Consider the following 16,494-nt stretch of genomic DNA (forward strand, 5'->3'; position numbering starts at 1 on the left):
CCTTCGACGACCTCACCCCACCAACGGCTTACCGACCCAAGCTCCTAGCTTGTGTGAATCGTCTGCGGTGCCCAGCGCACAGAATGTCGGATTCCCGAACCTCTTCGCCGTCAACGTGGCCCGCATCGCGTTCGCATGTTGCGACAGCGCAGGTGATTTCGCCAGATACAGGATACTCGGGGCCCCGCTCGATCAGCCACACATCCGCATTCCAGGGGCCATCCGGTACTCGGAATCCGACGTTGGCGATCGGTTCCAGCTCTGCAGGCTCCGCGGCGCTCATGACTCGACTGTCGCGATTCGGCTGTGCCAGTACTTATCCGAAATGTCATCGTCAGCGAGATGGATGTACTTGTCAGCACTCATCGCGGACGACTGCCCCAGCCGCTTCGCAATTTGAGGGGCTGACCATCCTTCCTTGGCGAGCGCGGTACCGTGCGTATGCCGAAGCATGTGGGGTGTCAGCGGCACACCTGCTCGTTCGCCTATGGCGCCGATGACCTGGACGGCGTTCGCGTAGCGCATTGGCCGACCTCTGTTCTGAAGTTGAAGGTTGACGAACACGTAGTCGCTGTCGATTCCTAGTGCGAGTTGTTCGTCCACCAGTGCCTCGGCGTAATAATCGAAGAACCGTTTGGGCATATCAACGTCAAAGTCTTTGCGCTGCTTGGACAATGCACCGTTAGCGTTGTCGGTTCTGCGAATGATTCGCACTCGCTTGCGACCTATATCGAGGTCCTCGTGGAGCATGCCCAAAGACTGGCCGATTCGCAGCCCGCCATCGAACAATGCGCTGATCAGAAGGCGATCGCGCGCAGTGTTCGCGGCCTGGACTAGGGATTGGAAGTCCGACTCGAAGTTGACGATTTGAGGCGGTTTGGCCTTGGGGCCACGGACTTTCAAACGCCGATCGCGTTGTGGCAGCTGAGTGCTGACATGCGCAAGGAATCCGTAGGATGCACGCTTGCCGGAACCTCCGCCGCGGTAGAGACGCAGTTCTTCGCAGCCGCGACCTTCGAGCCGCCAGTAGGTCAGGAACGAATACACCGCAGCAAGAACTGCTTCGCATGTCGCGCGTCCACGAGGTGTCTGCGGGCGATATTCACCGACCCGTTTGAGAGCCCGCACCGTTCCGTCTGCCAAGTCTTGCGTGAACATGCAGAGGCCGTCGAAATCGAGCTGATGCCAACCGACTCCGCGACTGTCCAGCCATCTGAAGAACAGCGCGAGATGGCGAGCGTATGACGCAATCGTGTTCTGCGAACTGTCCATCGCCCGCAGATATCGTAGGAATGTCTCGGCATCCTGAACTGGAAGTCCGTCATGACCAACGACCGTCACGGTCCGCCGGCCGTCAGGCATCACAACCGCGACCGACCGCACATTCGAGACGTCCAACTCTTCTCCCGGAGCCATCTGGAACGGCTAGAGATAAAGCAGAACATAACGAAGGATGAGGCCGGTCGTTCGGAGGCGCGCCGAAACAAACGCCCTGGTCAGAGATCTCTGGGCGCCACTAGAGATAACAAGCCCACCCCGGACAACCACGGAGGCACAGGCCGAACCCCCGGCCCTACTCGAACGCCGCGTCCAGATAGCGCAGTGCGTCGGCTTTCAGCACACCCAGCGCCCGGGCGGTGTCGGCAAAGGCATTCGCAGCATCCACCATGGCGGCAGCAGCCGGGTCAGCAGCGGCCACGAAAGTGCCTGATCGACCCCGGGTTTCGAGGACCCCTGCGGTCTCGAGCTCGCGGTAGGCCCGGGCGACGGTGTTGGCCGCCATCCCCAGCGTGCCGGCCAGGTCGCGTACGGTGGGCAGCCGGGTCCCGGCAGGCAGACGCCCGTCACGAATGGCCTCGATGATCTGCAGCCGGAGTTGGTCGAACAACGGCCCCGCGTGCGGATCGAGGCGGACCCACTCACCGAAATCGCTCACCCGCCGAGTATGACCGATGACGAGGTGGCCCAGATCACCCAAGACCCGATAACGTGGTCCAATGCGGGTGACGGTGTTCAGCGGTGCGGGGATGTCCGCCGACAGTGGCGTGCCGACCTTCCGGGACGCCGAAACCGGCCTGTGGGCCAACACCGACCCCTATGAGATCTCCAGTTCGGACGCCTGGCGCCGCCACCCCGAGCGGGTGTTCGCCTGGTACCTGTGGCGCCATCACATGATGGGCAACGTCTCCCCCAACGACGGGCACCGCGCGGTCGCGGCGTGGCAGGACTACACCGAGGTCGACGTCGTCACCCAGAACATCGACAACCTGCACGAGCGGGCCGGCAGCACCCGGGTCCACCACCTGCACGGCAGCCTGTTCCAATTCCATTGCGACAGTTGCCAAGCCGGATTCGAGGGCACGCTGCCAGCCATGCCCGAGCCGGCCATCACCGTCGAGCCGCCAGAATGCTACTGCGGCGGCCTGATCCGGCCGAACGTGGTGTGGTTCGGCGAGAACCTGCCCTCCGACGCCTGGAACAACTCCGTCGCGGCGGTCAGCACGGCAGACCTGGTCATCACCGTCGGTACGTCGTCGGTGGTCTACCCCGCGGCGTCGTTGCCGGAAGCCGCTGTGCAGCAGGGCATTCCGGTGATCGAGGTGAACCCGAAGCCGACGCCGTTCTCCGACCAGGCCACGGTGTCCCTGCGGGAGACCGCGGCAACGGCACTGCCGACCCTCCTGCAGCGGCTCCCCGAACTGCTGTCGACCATCAAGCAGGCCTGACGGCCCGACCCAACGCCGCCTCCGACAGCGGCACCCAGCCCGGCAGCATCATCACCCGGCGGGCATCGGCGACCTGGAATCCCGCGCTGACGATGCTCTGCTCGGTTTCCCGGTGCGCGTGACAGTTGCCCGAAACCTTCGGCCAGAACGTCGAATCCAGGAAGCGCTGCACGCGGCCACGCACCCCACCGCTGGCAACGTGCTCGAAGTAGCGCAACTCGCCGCCCGGCTTGAGCCGCGAGTACATCTGCCGCAGAACACTTTCCGGTTGATCGACCGAGCAGAGCACCAACGAGCACACCACCGCGTCGAACAGGTCGTCGCTGTCGAAGTTCTCGACGGTCTCGGTGCGCACCGTCACCGGCACCGGCGCGGTGAGCGCCGCCTCTCGGGCGAGCGGTGCCAGCCGGACCTCGGGCTCGACCGCCACCACCTCGGTCACGGTGTCCGGGTAGAAGGCGAAATTCGTTCCGGTGCCGGCGCCGATTTCCAGCACCCGCCCAGTCAGCCCGGCGAGATTCTCCTGGCGCAACGTGGTCATGAACTTGCGCTCGCGTGACGACATCGCGATCCACATCCGCGCGAAGAACGGGTTGTCCACCGTCGTGTCAGTCATCGTTCAGAACCTTTCCGTCGCTCGACCAGCCGGATATCGCATCCAGCCCGCCCCGTCCTCTCACCATGCCACCGAGGCAGGCGGCGCTGAGCACCCGGTCCGCGAACTCCTCCAGATCACCGAACGGCAGGTAGGGCCGCGCGATGAACATGGCGGCCAGACCGTGCGCGACCGTCCACAGCCCCAACGCCGTCGCCGTCACATCGTCGCGGGGATAACCGCCCTCGTCCATCAGCGCCTGCACCGAATCCCGCATGTGCACGAACGCCGCGGTGTTCAGCGCCTGATCCACGTCGCTGCCCGGATGCCCCTCGGACATCATGGCGATGCGGTAGAGCTCGGGGTTCTGCCGGGCGAACCGCACATACGCCAGCCCCTGTGCCCGCAACCTGTCCAGAGTGGTCGGTTGCTCGGCGGCCACCTGCTGCATGACGTCGTCCAGGCGCTCGAAGTACCGGCCGCACACCGCGTCCAACAGCGCGTCCTTGTCGGCGAAATGCAGGTAGATCGACGGCGGGGTGATGCCGACCCGCTGCGAGACCGAGCGGATGGACACGTCCTTGGCACTGCCTGACTCCAACAGCAATTCTGTTGCCGCATCGAGGATTTCGTCACGCAGCTGCTCGCCGGACCCGCGCGGGGAACGACGCCGCCGCACCGACGTCATGCGCCGCACGCCGACGGCACGGGCGCCGACTCGCTGATGCCGATGCGCTTGTGCAGCCGAGCCAGCGGCGCCGGCGCCCACCAGTTCCAGCGCCCCATCAGGTGCATGAAGGCCGGCACCAGCACCGTCCGCACCAGGGTGGCGTCGACCAGGACGGCGATGGTCAGCCCGAGCCCGAACATCCGCATGAACGAAACCTCGGCCGCGATCAGCGCGCCGAATGAAATCGACATCACCAGCGCCGCGGCGGTGATGACCCGTCCGGTGTGGGCCAGTCCCAAGGCGACGCTCTCGTCGTTGTCGTGTTCCACGAGCCAGAACTCGCGGATACGGGCGACCAGGAACACCTCGTAGTCCATCGACAGGCCGAACGCGATGCAGAACAGCAGCACCGGCATGTTCGACGCCAGCGTCCCGGTCGCCGTGGTGCCGAGCGCGCCCAGATGGCCGTCCTGGAAAATCCACACCAACGCACCGAACGCCGCGGTGAGCGAAAGAACGTTGAGCACAACGGCTTTCACCGGAAGCACCACGCTGCCGGTGAGCAGGAACAGCAGCCCGAGCGTGATGACGGCGATGACGGCCAGCACCCACGGCAGCCGGTCGGTGACCGCCTGCACGCTGTCATGACTGATCTGCGCGATGCCCGCCAACTGCACAAGCCGCCCGTCCGGGCCGCGAACCGCATGCACCGCGTCGAGTTGCGCCTGCGAGGCATCCGAGAACAGCGGCGCGCTGCTGCCGATGGTCAGGAAGGCGCTGCCGTCGACGATCGCGGTGCCGGGGCCGGCAGGTGCCACTTTCCGGCCGCCGACGAACGTTCCCGTCGGCGCCGAGACCTCGGTGACGGCAGCGACGCGCGACAGGTCCGCGGCGTACGCGTCGAAGGCTGCCGGGGTCAGACCGGCGGCGTCGGGGATGACGGCGGTGATGTCGGTGGCCGAGTTGTTGGCGAAGTCGTCGCGCAGCTGGTCCCCCACCTGGTGCGCGGACGCCGAGGTCGGCAGCACCCGCTCGTCAGGGAATCCCCACTTCGCGCCGAGGAAGGGCGCACCCAGCACCAACAGCAGCACGACAACGGCCAGCCCGGCCGAGACCGACCGGCGCATTACCGCCTTCGCGGCGCGGTACCAGAACATCTCGTGCACCGGCTTGGGCGCCGTATCGCGCCGGAACAAGTGCTCGAGGCTGAGAGCGTCGAGCCGCTCGCCGAGCAGCCAGATGGCCGCGGGAGTGACGATCACCGCGGCCGCGGCGGCGAACGCGACCGTCGCGATGCCGGCGTAGGCGATGGAGGTGAGGAAGTACATCGGGAACATCAGCATCGCGGCCATCGACAGCCCGACCGTCGTCGCCGAGAACAGGACCGTGCGCCCCGCGGTGACCATGGTGCGAATCAGCGCCCGGTCCCGGGGCTGTCCTTCGGCGACCTCGTCGCGGTAGCGGCTGATGATCAGCAGCGTGTAGTCGATGGCGAGGGCCAGCCCGAGCGCGGTGGCCACGTTCAGCGCGAAGACCGACACATCGGTGAAGAAGGTGATGGTCCGCAGCACTGCGAGAGTGCCGGTCATGGCCAGCCCGCCGACCAGGATCGGCAGCGCGGCGGCGATCAGTCCCCCGAACACCCACACCAGCACCAGGAAGCTCAGCGGTATCGCGATGGATTCCATCAGCAGCAGGTCATGTTCGGTCTGGGTGTTGATCTGGGAGTAGATGATCGCCCCGCCGCCGGCTTTGACGGTGACGCCGGGCCGGTCGTGCACCACCTGGTCCGCGAGTTCCTGGGCGTACTTCTGTGCGTTGTTCTCCCCGCCGTTCATGCCCGCCACGATCAGCCCGGACTTGCCGTCCTTGCTGATCAGTTCTCCGGCCGCTGCCGGCGGCACGGTCCAGGCCGAGGACACATAAGCGACGTGGGGTGAGGCCTTCAGGTGGTCGACGATGTCGCGAGCAGTCGCGGAGGCCGCCGGCCCGCGCACGCCGTCGGACGCCGTGACGGTAACCAGCATGGGCATGTCGCCCTGATGGAACTTGGTGGCGAGGAGCCGACTGGCTTGTGACGACTCGGACTTGGGGTCTTGGAAACCGCCCGCGGGCAGGGTTTTGACCACGGGGACGCCGAAGACGGCCGCGGCGATCAGCACCAGCCCTGCCAGCGCCAGAATTCTCTTCGGCGCGGCCATGGCCAGCAGCGCGATGCGGTTCAGCATTGACTCCCCTTCTGCTAACACCGATAAGTTATCGCCGATAACTCACCCGTGTCAACGGTCGCTAACACTGATCACGAGATTTATTGACGTCCGGTTCACGCGGCCGAACAGGCGTTACCGGCGTGACGACCGCCATGTTTGCTACTGGCCAGTGAACTAAGCCGCGAACCAAGGCTCGCGCAGCACATCAAGATCACCTGTGGCCTTGCGGAATGTGAGCTACCCGCGGGTCACTTGGGGGCTCTGGTCGGCCAACCTACCCAGCGGTAAGAATTGCCAGCGTTTTCCGAATCGTGACTCAAAGATTTCTTAATAGCGACCCATAGCCTCATAGACATGTGGATCGACGACACCAACGCAGATGTCATCAAAGTAGATTTCGATGCCCTGTACCACGGGGACGTCCTGATCGAGGGTGACACGTCCGAGCAGTTCCCCGACCTCGCCGAGGCTGTCTGATTCCGCGGGTACACCCGCGAGTCTGACGCCGCGCGAAGGCGCGACGCCCGTGCGCTGAAACCGCGCGCACGCAGGGACTCGCTGGCGTGATCACCAGCGTCAAAGCCACCGACCGTTACGGTCGGTGGCTTTTTGTGTGTCTGGGGCCGGCTATCCAGAAATGCAGTGAGGGTCGTGACTCCCCTGGAGCCACGACCCTCAGCTGTATTCGACTCAGACGCCCGCCAGCTCGGCTTCGCCCGCGCCGACCATCCGGGCCAGCCGGCCCGTGATGATCTCCTCGGCTTCCCCGACGATGCGGCTGATGAGCTCGTCGCACGTCGGGATGTCATGGATCAGGCCCATGACGGTGCCCGCGGTCCAGATGCCGGCGTCCAGGTCGCCGTTCTCGAACACCTTGCGGCCCCGCACGCCGGCCACCAGATCCTTGATGTCCTCGAACTGGCCGCCGCCCTTGAGGATTTCCACGACCTCACGCGAGACGGCGTTGGACGCCACGCGTGCAGTGTTCTTCAGGCTGCGGAAGATCAGCTCGGTGCCCCGCTCGTCGGTCGCCACGATGGCTTCCTTGACGTTCTGGTGGATGCACGACTCGACAGTGCACATGAACCGCGTGCCCATGTTGATGCCGTCGGCGCCGAGGGCGAGTGCGGCGACCAGGCCGCGGGCGTCACCGAAACCGCCCGAGGCGATCATCGGAATCTCGATCTCCTTGGCCGCGGCCGGGATCAGCACCAGGCCCGGCACGTCGTCCTCACCGGGGTGACCGGCGCACTCGAAGCCGTCGATGCTGATGCCGTCGACACCGAGGCTCTGGGCCTTGACGGCGTGGCGCACCGAGGTGCACTTGTGCAGGACCTTGATGCCCGCGTCATGGAACATCGGCAGGTGCGGCCCGGGGTTGGAACCTGCGGTCTCGACGATCTTGATGCCGGCGTCGACGATCACCTGGCGGTACTCGTCGTACGGCGGCGGGTTGATCGACGGCAGGATCGTCAGGTTCACCCCGAACGGCTTGTCCGTCAGGTCGCGGGTCTTGGCGATCTCATTGGCCAGGTCCGCCGGCGTCGGCTGCGTCAGCGCGGTGATGAAGCCCAGGCCGCCCGCATTGGCAACGGCGGCAACCAGTTCCGCGCGACCGACCCACTGCATACCGCCCTGGGCGATCGGGTGCTCGACACCGAAGGCCTCGGTGAACTTCGTCTTGATGCTCATCGCTTCTCCTTACTTACCGCGGGGCCATGCGGATCGCACCGTCGAGGCGGATGACCTCGCCGTTGAGCATCGGGTTCTCGATGATGTGCTGCGCCAGAGCGCCGTACTCGTCGGGGTCACCGAGGCGGGCGGGGTGCGGCACCTGCTGACCGAGCGACTTCTGCGCCTCCTCCGGCAGCGAGCCCAGCAGCGGGGTCTTGAACAGGCCCGGGGCGATGGTGCAGACGCGAATCAGCTCACGCGACAGGTCCCGGGCGATCGGCAGGGTCATGCCGACGACGCCGCCCTTGGACGCCGAGTACGCGGCCTGGCCGATCTGGCCGTCGAACGCGGCGACCGACGCGGTGTTGATGATGACGCCACGCTCCTCGCCGACCGGGTCGGTCTTGACCATCCGCTCGGCCGACAGGCGGATGACGTTGAACGTGCCGATCAGGTTGACCTCGACCACCTTGCGGAAGCCCGCCAACGGGAAGGCACCGTCCTTGCCGACCGTCTTGATGGCGTTGCCGATGCCCGCACAGTTGACGTTGATCCGGAGCGGGCCCATCTCCTCGGCCGCATCCAGCGCCGCGCTGACGCCGGCCTCGTCGGTGACGTCGGCGGCGACGAACTTGGCGCGCGGCCCCAGCTCGGCGACGACGTCCTCACCCTTGAGGTCGATGACGACGACGCTGCCACCGGCATCGAGCAGGCGCTTGGTGGTCGCCAGGCCCAGGCCCGACGCTCCACCCGTCACGACGGCTACGGAATCTTTGATCTGCATTGATGCAATTCCCTTCTTGTTACGGAAATCTGTGGCGCCCGCCGGTACCTCAGGCCCAGTCGCGCAGGACCGACTCGGTGTCGGCACCGGGCACGCGAGGTGGCGTCGGGATGCTCGGCACGCTGCGGGAGAACCGCGGCGCCGGCATCGGCTCGAGGTTGTCGCCGTCCTCGGGCGAGAACCGGAAGAAGGTGTCGCGCTCGGTGATGTGCGGCTCGGTCTCGACCTCGGCGAAGCTCAAGACGGGGCTGACGCACGCGTCCGAGCCGGTGAACACCTTGGTCCAGTGATCCCGGGTCTGCGCCTTGAAGGCATTGGTGAAGATCTCGCGCAGCTCGGGCCAGCGGGCGACATCGTTCTGGCCGGGCAGCGCGGCCGGGTCCAGTTCCAGCTTGACCAGCAGCTCGGCGTAGAACTGCGGCTCGATGGACCCGACGGCCATGTACTTACCGTCGGAGGTCTCATAGGTGTCGTAGTACGGCGCGCCGGTGTCGAGCATGTTGGTGCCGCGCTCGTCGCTCCACATGCCCTGGCGACGGAAGCCCCACATCATCTGCATCAGCACGCTGGAGCCGTCGACCATCGCGGCGTCGACCACCTGGCCCTTGCCGGAGGTCTGTCGCTCGAACAGCGCAGAAAGGATGCCGACCAGCAGGAACATCGAGCCGCCACCGAAGTCGCCGGCCAGGTTCAGCGGCGGCACCGGGCGCTCGCCCTTGCGGCCGACGGCGTGCAGGAGGCCGTTGAGGGAGATGTAGTTGATGTCGTGGCCGGCTTGCAGGGCGCGCGGGCCGGTCTGGCCCCACCCGGTCATGCGGCCGTAGATCAGGCGCTCGTTGAGCTTGGCACAGTCCTCCGGACCCAGGCCCAGTCGCTCGGTGACGCCCGGCCGGAAGCCTTCGATGAGGACGTCGGCCTTCGCGATCAGGCTCAGGACCAGCTCGCGGCCTTCGTCGCTCTTCAGGTCGGCGGTGACGGACCGGCGGTTGCGCAGCATGGAGTCGCCACTGGGCTTGCCGGACTTGCTCGGGCGTTCCACGCGCACCACGTCGGCGCCCAGGTCGCCGAGAATCATCGCCGCGTGCGGCCCCGGGCCGATGCCGGCCAACTCGACAACGCGCAATCCCTGCAGTGGTCCAGCCATCTAAATGCACCTCTTGGTCGATCGGTTCGAGCCCAGTTCTATTGACCGCGACATAGCTTACTTGTATAACGAAGTCTGTCTAGTGCAGGCATCTGGCCCGCCCATGAAACTGGGGTATTGAATGACTTACACCGGATCCGACGATCTGACGGTCTCACTGGACGACGGCGTGTTGTCCGTGACGCTCAACCGGCCGGAGACGTTGAACTCGCTGTCGCTGGAAATGCTCGAACTCCTCGGCGATGCGGCGCTGCAGGCCGCGACGGATCCCGCGGTCAAGGTCCTCCGGTTGGGCGGCGCGGGTCGGGGCTTCTGTTCCGGGGCCGGCCTGAGCCCCGAGGACCAGGAAGCCAAGAAGTTCGACGCCGCCGCGGTGTTGAATGCGGCAAACCGCGCCGTCGCGGCGCTGGTGAACCTGCCCAAGCCCGCGGTCGCGGTGGTGCACGGCGTCGCCGCCGGTGTCGGGGTGTCCCTCGCTCTCGGGTGCGACATCGTCCTGGCGTCCGAGAAGTCGTCGTTCCTGTTGGCTTTCACCAAGATCGGCCTGATGCCCGACGGCGGTGCCTCGGCTCTGGTCGCCGCGTCGATCGGCCGCGCCCGTGCCATGCGGATGGCGCTGCTGGCCGAAAAGCTTCCGGCCGCCGAGGCCTACGCCGCCGGACTGGTCAGTTCGGTGCACGCGGCCGACGAGCTCGACGCCGAGGTGGATCGCGTACTCAAGGCGCTCAAGTCCGGCCCGGCGGTGGCCCTGCGCAAGACCAAGCAGGCCGTCAACGACGCCACCCTGACCGAGCTGAACAACACGTTCGCCCGCGAAACCGCCGGGCAGATCCAGCTTTTGAATGCCGCCGACTTCCGCGAAGGTGTTGCGTCCTTCCAGCAGCGGCGGCTGCCGGTCTACTCCGACGTGTAGCGAACGGGTCCACACCACGAGCGTGCGCACAGATCACCAGATCCGCGGTTGACGCGCTCTGGTTGCACAGTCGCAGAGTCATGCATTTAGGCGGGTTCGCGAGTGTGCAACCAGGGCGTCGATTTCGCGGATCCGGTGATCTGGTTGCACATTCGCGGCAGTGGCTGGTACCGACGTACGGCCTAATTCGCTTGACGGGCGCGGGACGATGGACTGGTGAGTTCCCAGTTCGACGTCGAAACGCCAGAACCGCGGACCACTGACCGCTGGCGGGTGGTCGCGCCCTTACGTTTCCGCGAGTACCGCCTGCTCATCGCGGCCGTCTCGCTGTCCATCTTCGCCGAGGGCATGTGGACGGTCGTGGCCGCGCTGCAGGTCATCGCGCTGGACAACGATCCCGCCGCGCTGTCCCTGGTGGCGACCTGTCTGGGTACCGGCCTGGTGTGCTTCGTGTTGGTCGGTGGCATCGCGGCCGACCGGCTGAATCGACGAAACATCATCATCACCGTCGAGACGGTCAACCTCGTCGTGGTGTCGACCATCGCTGTGCTCAGTTCGACTGGGACGCTGCGTCTTTGGCACATGGCGGTCGCCGCGGCGTGCCTCGGCATCGCCGTCGCCTTCTTCTTCCCGGCCTACAGCGCACTGCTGCCCCGAATCCTGCCGGCCGAGCAACTGTTGGCGGCCAACGGTATTGAGGGCGTCGTACGTCCGGTGCTGCAGCAGGCGATCGGCCCGGCTGCCGCCGGCGTTCTCGTCGGACTGACGTTCCCGAGTGTCGGCGCGACCACCGTCGCGGTGTTGTTCGGCGTGGGACTGGTACTGCTGATCGCCACTCGGCCCAGCGCCGTCTCGACTGACGAGGGACCGGTCGAACACAAGCACGTACTGCACGATCTGCGTGACGGATTCAGGTTCATGACCCGCACCCCGTGGCTGCTCTGGACCCTGTTGGTCGCCAGCGTGTACGTGCTGGTCGTGCTGGGACCCATCGAGGTGCTGGTGCCGTTCATCGCCGAGCATCGCTTCGAAAATGGGCCCCGGGCCTACGGGTTCATCATGGCCGGGTTCGGCATCGGCAGTGCCGTTGGCGCACTGGCGGTTTCGTACGCCCGCATGCCACGGCGCTATCTGACCGCGATGATGGCGATCTGGGGTCTGGGCGCGCTGCCCCTGGTCGTGGTCGGCAGCACCTGGTCCTTCCCGCTGATGCTGGCCGCGACGTTCCTCGTCGGTATCGGCGAGGGCGCCAGCATGGTGATCTGGGGAACGCTGCTGCAACTGCGGGTACCCACCGAGATGCTGGGCCGGGTCTCGAGCCTCGACTTCTTCGTCTCGCTGGTGTTCCTGCCGGTGTCCTACGCGATCGTCGGCCCGCTGTCGAAAATCGTTCCGATGCAATGGATTTTCGTGGTGTCGGGCGTCGTCCCGGCCGTGCTGACGGCTTTCGCGTGGGTCGTGGCGAAGATGCGGGCCGACGAGCTGGCCCACCCCTTGTGATTGCTGAGCCGAAGGGTCCGCGGGGTGGCCCTTGGGCTCAACCAGCACGTCGATAAATCCCTGAGTGCAATCGCGGTGACCAACTGCCGGTGCCGATTGCACTCAGGGACGTCTCGCGGCGCGCGACGGTACCTGGCTTCAAACAACATGGCTACCAATGGCTTGTGATTGAAACCGGGTACTTCTCGCCCGTCATCCTGTTCACCCTGAACTCAGGGTCACGCCTACTCGGTGTTTCGCACCCTCATTACAGAGTCAACGCGAACTAGCCGCGGTGCAGCGTGAGCAAGTGCTCGTAAACCTGGCCGTTGATGCGGTTGTGGTTGATCTCGTCTTCGGTCAGCTCGCGGCGGATCTTGCCCGGCACCCCGGCGATCATGGTTCCCGGCGGCACCACGAACCCCTGCGGCACAACGGTTCCGGCCGCGACCAGTGAACCGGCGCCGATCACCGCGCCGTTGAGCACGATGGCCCCCATCCCGACCAGGGCGCCGTCCTCGACGGTGCAGCCGTGCAGGACGGCATTGTGCCCGACACTGACGCCGGCACCGACCTTCACCGGGAAGCCCGGGTCGACGTGCACGGTGCAGCCGTCCTGGATGTTGGAACCTTCGCCGATCTCGATGGGCTCGAACTCGGCACGCAGCGTCGTGCCGTACCAGATGCTGGCCCGCGCGGCGAGCATCACCTGGCCGAGCACCGATGCGGTCGGCGCGACCCACGACTCGTCGTGCAACTGCGGGGCGTGCCCCTGGATGGGAAGAATCAACGGTCCTGACATGCGGCAGAGTTTAGGTCGCGCGAGATCCCGGCCGAGCGCGTGGCGCAATCTGTGCGGGTCGTGTCGGTTCTGCCACTGCCCGCCTGCGGGCCCCACCTGCCACAGTGATGCGGTGACGCTCACCTCTACGACAGCGCCGACGCGCGCGGCCTGGTCGGTGGCCGCGGTCAGCTTCCTGGCCATCCTGGCCGCCGCCGGATTCCGGGCCGTGCCCGGCGTCCTGATGACCCCGCTGCACCATGAGTTCGGCTGGTCGCACGCCACGGTGGGCCTGGCGATGTCGGTCAACATGACGCTGTTCGGGGTCACGGCCCCGTTCGCGGCCGCGCTGATGGACCGGTTCGGGGTCCGGCCGGTGCTGACGGTCGCGCTGGGCTTGATCACCGCCGGGTCGGCACTGTCGGTGTGGATGACCACCGGCTGGCAGCTGGTGGCGTGCTGGGGCGTATTGGTCGGCGTCGGCACCGGGTGCATCTCGATGGGCTTCGTGGCCACCGTCGCCACCCGCTGGTTCGACGAACGCCGCGGCCTGGTGACCGGCGTCCTGACGGCGGCCAGCGCGACCGGGCAACTGATCTTCCTGCCCCTGGTCGCCGAGGTCGCCACCCGCCATGGCTGGCGCTGGGCCTGCGTCATCGTCGCCGCGGCCGCGTTCGTGGTCATCGCGCCCGTCCTCGTCGTCATGCGCCACCACCCTCCTGCGCCGACGGCGGCGCCGGCGAACGGCTTCCGGTCCGCGCTGGACGGGCTCGTCATCGGGGCTCGGGTACCGGTGTTCTGGCTGCTGGCCGGCAGCTTCGCGATCTGCGGTATGACCACCAACGGCCTGATCGGCACCCACTTCATCCCGGCCGCCGGTGACCATGGCATGCCGACGACGGTCGCTGCGAGTCTGCTGGCCACCATCGGCGTCCTGGATGTGGCGGGCACGGTCTGTTCGGGCTGGCTCACCGACCGGGTCGACCCGCGGCTGCTGCTGACCGTCTACTACGTCGGGCGCGGGATTTCCCTCATGTTGCTGCCTTCGCTGCTTTCCCCGCACGCGGATCCGGGCACCTGGGTGTTCATCGTGTTCTACGGCCTGGACTGGGTTGCCACCGTGCCGCCCACGATCGCGCTGTGTCGCGACTACTTCGGCGATCGGGCCCCCGTGGTGTTCGGCTGGGTGTTTGCCGCACATCAAGTGGGCGCCGCCATCGCAGCGGCCGCCGCAGGCTGGCTCCGCGACCTGCAAGGTAACTATGACCTGGCCTTTCAACTGGCCGCAGGGCTGTGTGCGGTAGCCGCATTGCTGTGTTTCAGCGTACGAAAAGTGCAGGTCAGAACCGCCTGACCGAACCGGACCGCCGGTAGCTGATTTTGCTGTTTCACAGCGCCAGCCAGTACCATTCGACGGGCGCCACGCCCCGGATGGGCATCCCCCGGTCGGTCTGTGCGCGTCATGAACAAGCTGAGGAGCCGAACCATGAAGACTCGCACCAGCAGATTTCTGGGCGTAACCGCGGCCGTCGCCGCGCTGACCGCGTCGCTGCCACTGGCCGTGTCGGCCTACGCAGACCCGCCACCGCTGCCGCCGCCGACCAACAAGACGCAGGACCCGAAGGGCCCCGGCTGCGACCAGGTCAAGGTCGGTATGCCCGATCTGGGCACGCTGGTCAACAAGCCGGTCAGCGCCGCGCTGGCCAGCATTCCGTCGATCAGCACCTTCAACTCGGCGATCTCCGGCGGCCTGAACCCCGCCGTGAACGTCACGAGCGTGCTGGACAACGGACCGTACGTGGTGTTCGCGCCCACCAACGCCGCGTTCGAGGCACTGGACCCGGCCAAGCTGGCGGCGCTGAAGTCCGACCCGGCCGCGCTGACCAACCTGGACTACTACCACGTGTTCCTCGGTGTGCTGGGCAATGACACCGTCAAGGGCCAGCGTCCGACGCAGCAGGGCACCCAGATCAAGGTGACCGGCGACGGCGGCGACATCAAGGTCAACGACACCGCCAAGCTGGTCTGTGGCGCCATCGAGGCGAGCAACGCCCGCATCTACGTCATCGACGCCGTGCTGGACGTGGCGGACGCCCCGGCCCCGGTCACCGCCGCGGGCAGTGAGACCTCCACGTCGGCCACCGCCACCACCACGTCGACCTCTGCGGCACCGACGACCACCGAGTCGGCTCCGGCCACCTCGGCCACCTCGTCTTCGGCTCCGGCCACGACGACGGCTGCGCGCTAGCCAGACAAACGAAATCGGCGCCCCTGCACCACGTTGTGCAGGGGCGCCGATTGGCTTTCTGGGTCTTACAGGCCGCGTCGGCCGAGCCGACTCCAGGCCGCGTCGGCCGAGCCGACTAGAGACCGAGGTCGCGGCCGATGATGTCCTTCATGATCTCGGTGGTGCCACCGAAGATGGTCTGGATTCGGCTGTCGCAGTAATCGCGGGCGACGCGGTACTCCATCATGTAGCCGTAGCCGCCGTGCAACTGCACGCAGCCGTCGATGACCTTCTTGGCGGTCTCGGTACAGAACCACTTGGCCTTGGCCGCCTCGACGGCCGACAGGTCGCCGTCGAGCACGCCCTCCAGGCACCGGTCGATGTACCGCTCACACACGTCGAGCTCGGTGTCCATCTCGGCCAGCAGGAACCGGTTGTGCTGGAAGCTGCCGATCGGCTGCCCGAACGCCTTGCGATCCTTGGCGTATTGCAGTGTCTGGCGCCAGGATTCGCGCGCGCCCGCGATCGCCGAGATCGCGATGCCGAGCCGCTCGGACGGCAGGTTCTGCATCAGGTGGTAGAAGCCGCGGCCTTCCTGGCCGAGCAAGTTCGCCTGCGGCACCCGCACGTTCTCGAAGTGCAGCTCCGAGGTGTCCTGCGCATGCAGACCCATCTTGTCGAGCTTGCGGCCCCGCTCGAAGCCTTCCATCCCGCGCTCGACGACCAGCAGCGTGAAGCCCTTGTGCCCGGCTTCGGGATTGGTGCGACACACCACCACGACGAGGTCGCAGTTGATGCCCGACGAGATGAAGGTCTTGGAGCCGTTGATGATCCAGTCGTCGCCGTCGCGCACCGCCGAGGTACGGATGCCCGCCAGGTCACTGCCGGCGCCGGGCTCGGTCATCGCGACGGCGAGGATCAGCTCGCCGCTGGCGATGCCCGGCATCCACCGTGCCTTCTGCTCGTCGTTCGCAAGGTGCTTGAAATACGGTGCGACGACGTCGTTCTGGAGACTCAGCGACGGTGCCGGGCCGCCGTAGCGGGCCAGTTCCTCGTCGATGACGGCATTGAAGCGGAAGTCGTCGGACCCGCCACCGCCGAACTCCTCGGGCATGTTGAACCCGATCAGGCCGTACTTGCCGGCGGCAACGAACGCCGACCGGTCGACCATGCGCTGCTCTTCCCACTTCTCGGCGTTGGGGACGAGCTCACGCTCCATGTACTGCCGGGTGGATTCCCGGAGCGCCTCATGCTCCGCTTCGAATACTGTCCGCTTCACGATTTCTTCTCC

General features: G+C 66.4%; 16 protein-coding genes. 6 read left to right on the plus strand and 10 right to left on the minus strand.

The features are described 5' to 3' along the window. Positions 1-279 precede the first annotated feature (279 nt). Positions 280-1,416 (minus strand): tyrosine-type recombinase/integrase, encoded by a 1,137-nt coding sequence (locus tag EB75_RS26875; RefSeq protein ID WP_286150332.1) that lies wholly within the window; start codon positions 1,414-1,416, stop codon positions 280-282. A 157-nt stretch (positions 1,417-1,573) separates the two neighbouring features. After that, positions 1,574-1,936: an Rv1152 family transcriptional regulator gene (locus EB75_RS26880; protein ID WP_073698276.1), complete on the minus strand. Its 363-nt coding sequence runs from the start codon at positions 1,934-1,936 to the stop codon at positions 1,574-1,576. Between the two features lie 61 nt (positions 1,937-1,997). Between EB75_RS26880 and EB75_RS26885 the strand changes: the two genes are divergently transcribed. After that, the gene (locus tag EB75_RS26885) at positions 1,998-2,726 is read left to right on the plus strand and encodes an NAD-dependent deacylase (protein WP_073698277.1); all 729 of its coding nucleotides are present in this window, start codon (positions 1,998-2,000) and stop codon (positions 2,724-2,726) included. Here the strand turns inward: EB75_RS26885 and EB75_RS26890 are convergent. From EB75_RS26890 to EB75_RS26900, 3 genes are read right to left on the minus strand one after another with little or no spacing between them, the layout of a single operon-like run. Continuing rightward, a complete protein-coding gene (locus EB75_RS26890; RefSeq protein WP_073698278.1) occupies positions 2,713-3,342 on the minus strand; it encodes a class I SAM-dependent methyltransferase in 630 nt (209 codons plus the stop codon). The genes EB75_RS26885 and EB75_RS26890 overlap by 14 nt on opposite strands. Continuing rightward, positions 3,335-4,009 carry a TetR/AcrR family transcriptional regulator gene (locus EB75_RS26895; protein WP_073698299.1) on the minus strand — a complete coding sequence of 225 codons (675 nt, stop codon included), beginning with the start codon at positions 4,007-4,009 and terminating at the stop codon, positions 3,335-3,337. Before EB75_RS26895 ends, EB75_RS26890 begins: the two co-directional genes overlap by 8 nt. Beyond that, positions 4,006-6,219 carry an MMPL family transporter gene (locus tag EB75_RS26900; RefSeq protein ID WP_073698279.1) on the minus strand — a complete coding sequence of 738 codons (2,214 nt, stop codon included), beginning with the start codon at positions 6,217-6,219 and terminating at the stop codon, positions 4,006-4,008. Before EB75_RS26900 ends, EB75_RS26895 begins: the two co-directional genes overlap by 4 nt. A 336-nt stretch (positions 6,220-6,555) precedes the next feature. On the opposite strand from EB75_RS26900, the gene EB75_RS30085 reads away from it, so the two are divergent. Continuing rightward, complete coding sequence (locus tag EB75_RS30085; RefSeq protein ID WP_020099274.1) at positions 6,556-6,678, plus strand: hypothetical protein; 123 nt, start codon at positions 6,556-6,558, stop codon at positions 6,676-6,678. A gap of 213 nt (positions 6,679-6,891) precedes the next feature. Here EB75_RS30085 and EB75_RS26905 read toward each other — a convergent pair whose 3' ends face one another. From EB75_RS26905 to EB75_RS26915, 3 genes are read right to left on the minus strand one after another with little or no spacing between them, the layout of a single operon-like run. After that, the gene (locus EB75_RS26905; RefSeq protein WP_073698280.1) at positions 6,892-7,893 is read right to left on the minus strand and encodes an NAD(P)H-dependent flavin oxidoreductase; all 1,002 of its coding nucleotides are present in this window, start codon (positions 7,891-7,893) and stop codon (positions 6,892-6,894) included. Positions 7,894-7,906: 13 nt separating this feature from the next. Continuing rightward, on the minus strand, positions 7,907-8,659 hold the full coding sequence (locus tag EB75_RS26910; RefSeq protein WP_073698281.1) for a 3-hydroxyacyl-CoA dehydrogenase: 753 nt from the start codon (positions 8,657-8,659) through the stop codon (positions 7,907-7,909). Positions 8,660-8,708: 49 nt separating this feature from the next. After that, entirely contained in the window at positions 8,709-9,803 is a 1,095-nt protein-coding gene (locus tag EB75_RS26915) for a CaiB/BaiF CoA transferase family protein (protein WP_073698282.1), read from the minus strand. Positions 9,804-9,924: 121 nt separating this feature from the next. On the opposite strand from EB75_RS26915, the gene EB75_RS26920 reads away from it, so the two are divergent. Continuing rightward, entirely contained in the window at positions 9,925-10,716 is a 792-nt protein-coding gene (locus tag EB75_RS26920; protein ID WP_073698283.1) for an enoyl-CoA hydratase, read from the plus strand. A gap of 216 nt (positions 10,717-10,932) precedes the next feature. Further along, positions 10,933-12,216: a tetracycline efflux MFS transporter Tet(V) gene (gene tet(V), locus EB75_RS26925; protein ID WP_073698284.1), complete on the plus strand. Its 1,284-nt coding sequence runs from the start codon at positions 10,933-10,935 to the stop codon at positions 12,214-12,216. A 265-nt stretch (positions 12,217-12,481) separates the two neighbouring features. Here tet(V) and EB75_RS26930 read toward each other — a convergent pair whose 3' ends face one another. Further along, a complete protein-coding gene (locus EB75_RS26930) occupies positions 12,482-12,997 on the minus strand; it encodes a gamma carbonic anhydrase family protein (RefSeq protein WP_073698285.1) in 516 nt (171 codons plus the stop codon). Positions 12,998-13,109: 112 nt separating this feature from the next. On the opposite strand from EB75_RS26930, the gene EB75_RS26935 reads away from it, so the two are divergent. Both EB75_RS26935 and EB75_RS26940 read left to right on the plus strand, forming a co-directional pair. Beyond that, on the plus strand, positions 13,110-14,330 hold the full coding sequence (locus EB75_RS26935) for an MFS transporter (RefSeq protein WP_073698286.1): 1,221 nt from the start codon (positions 13,110-13,112) through the stop codon (positions 14,328-14,330). A gap of 132 nt (positions 14,331-14,462) precedes the next feature. Beyond that, on the plus strand, positions 14,463-15,224 hold the full coding sequence (locus tag EB75_RS26940; protein ID WP_073698300.1) for a fasciclin domain-containing protein: 762 nt from the start codon (positions 14,463-14,465) through the stop codon (positions 15,222-15,224). 115 nt (positions 15,225-15,339) lie between these two features. Here EB75_RS26940 and EB75_RS26945 read toward each other — a convergent pair whose 3' ends face one another. Then, a complete protein-coding gene (locus EB75_RS26945; RefSeq protein ID WP_073698287.1) occupies positions 15,340-16,482 on the minus strand; it encodes an acyl-CoA dehydrogenase family protein in 1,143 nt (380 codons plus the stop codon). Positions 16,483-16,494: the final 12 nt, after the last annotated feature.

Origin of the sequence: Mycobacterium sp. ST-F2 (assembly GCF_001905655.1) — a bacterium.
Classification (GTDB): Bacteria; Actinomycetota; Actinomycetes; order Mycobacteriales; family Mycobacteriaceae; genus Mycobacterium.

Excerpts from the sequence above, each read along its gene's own strand:
- EB75_RS26875 (WP_286150332.1), bottom strand. The coding sequence starts at position 1,416 with ATGGCTCCGGGAGAAGAGTTGGACGTCTCGAATGTGCGGTCGGTCGCG.
- EB75_RS26885 (WP_073698277.1), top strand. The coding sequence starts at position 1,998 with ATGCGGGTGACGGTGTTCAGCGGTGCGGGGATGTCCGCCGACAGTGGC.
- EB75_RS26890 (WP_073698278.1), bottom strand. The coding sequence starts at position 3,342 with ATGACTGACACGACGGTGGACAACCCGTTCTTCGCGCGGATGTGGATC.
- EB75_RS26895 (WP_073698299.1), bottom strand. The coding sequence starts at position 4,009 with ATGACGTCGGTGCGGCGGCGTCGTTCCCCGCGCGGGTCCGGCGAGCAG.
- EB75_RS26900 (WP_073698279.1), bottom strand. The coding sequence starts at position 6,219 with ATGCTGAACCGCATCGCGCTGCTGGCCATGGCCGCGCCGAAGAGAATT.
- EB75_RS30085 (WP_020099274.1), top strand. The coding sequence starts at position 6,556 with ATGTGGATCGACGACACCAACGCAGATGTCATCAAAGTAGATTTCGAT.
- EB75_RS26905 (WP_073698280.1), bottom strand. The coding sequence starts at position 7,893 with ATGAGCATCAAGACGAAGTTCACCGAGGCCTTCGGTGTCGAGCACCCG.
- EB75_RS26910 (WP_073698281.1), bottom strand. The coding sequence starts at position 8,659 with ATGCAGATCAAAGATTCCGTAGCCGTCGTGACGGGTGGAGCGTCGGGC.
- EB75_RS26915 (WP_073698282.1), bottom strand. The coding sequence starts at position 9,803 with ATGGCTGGACCACTGCAGGGATTGCGCGTTGTCGAGTTGGCCGGCATC.
- EB75_RS26920 (WP_073698283.1), top strand. The coding sequence starts at position 9,925 with ATGACTTACACCGGATCCGACGATCTGACGGTCTCACTGGACGACGGC.
- EB75_RS26930 (WP_073698285.1), bottom strand. The coding sequence starts at position 12,997 with ATGTCAGGACCGTTGATTCTTCCCATCCAGGGGCACGCCCCGCAGTTG.
- EB75_RS26940 (WP_073698300.1), top strand. The coding sequence starts at position 14,463 with ATGAAGACTCGCACCAGCAGATTTCTGGGCGTAACCGCGGCCGTCGCC.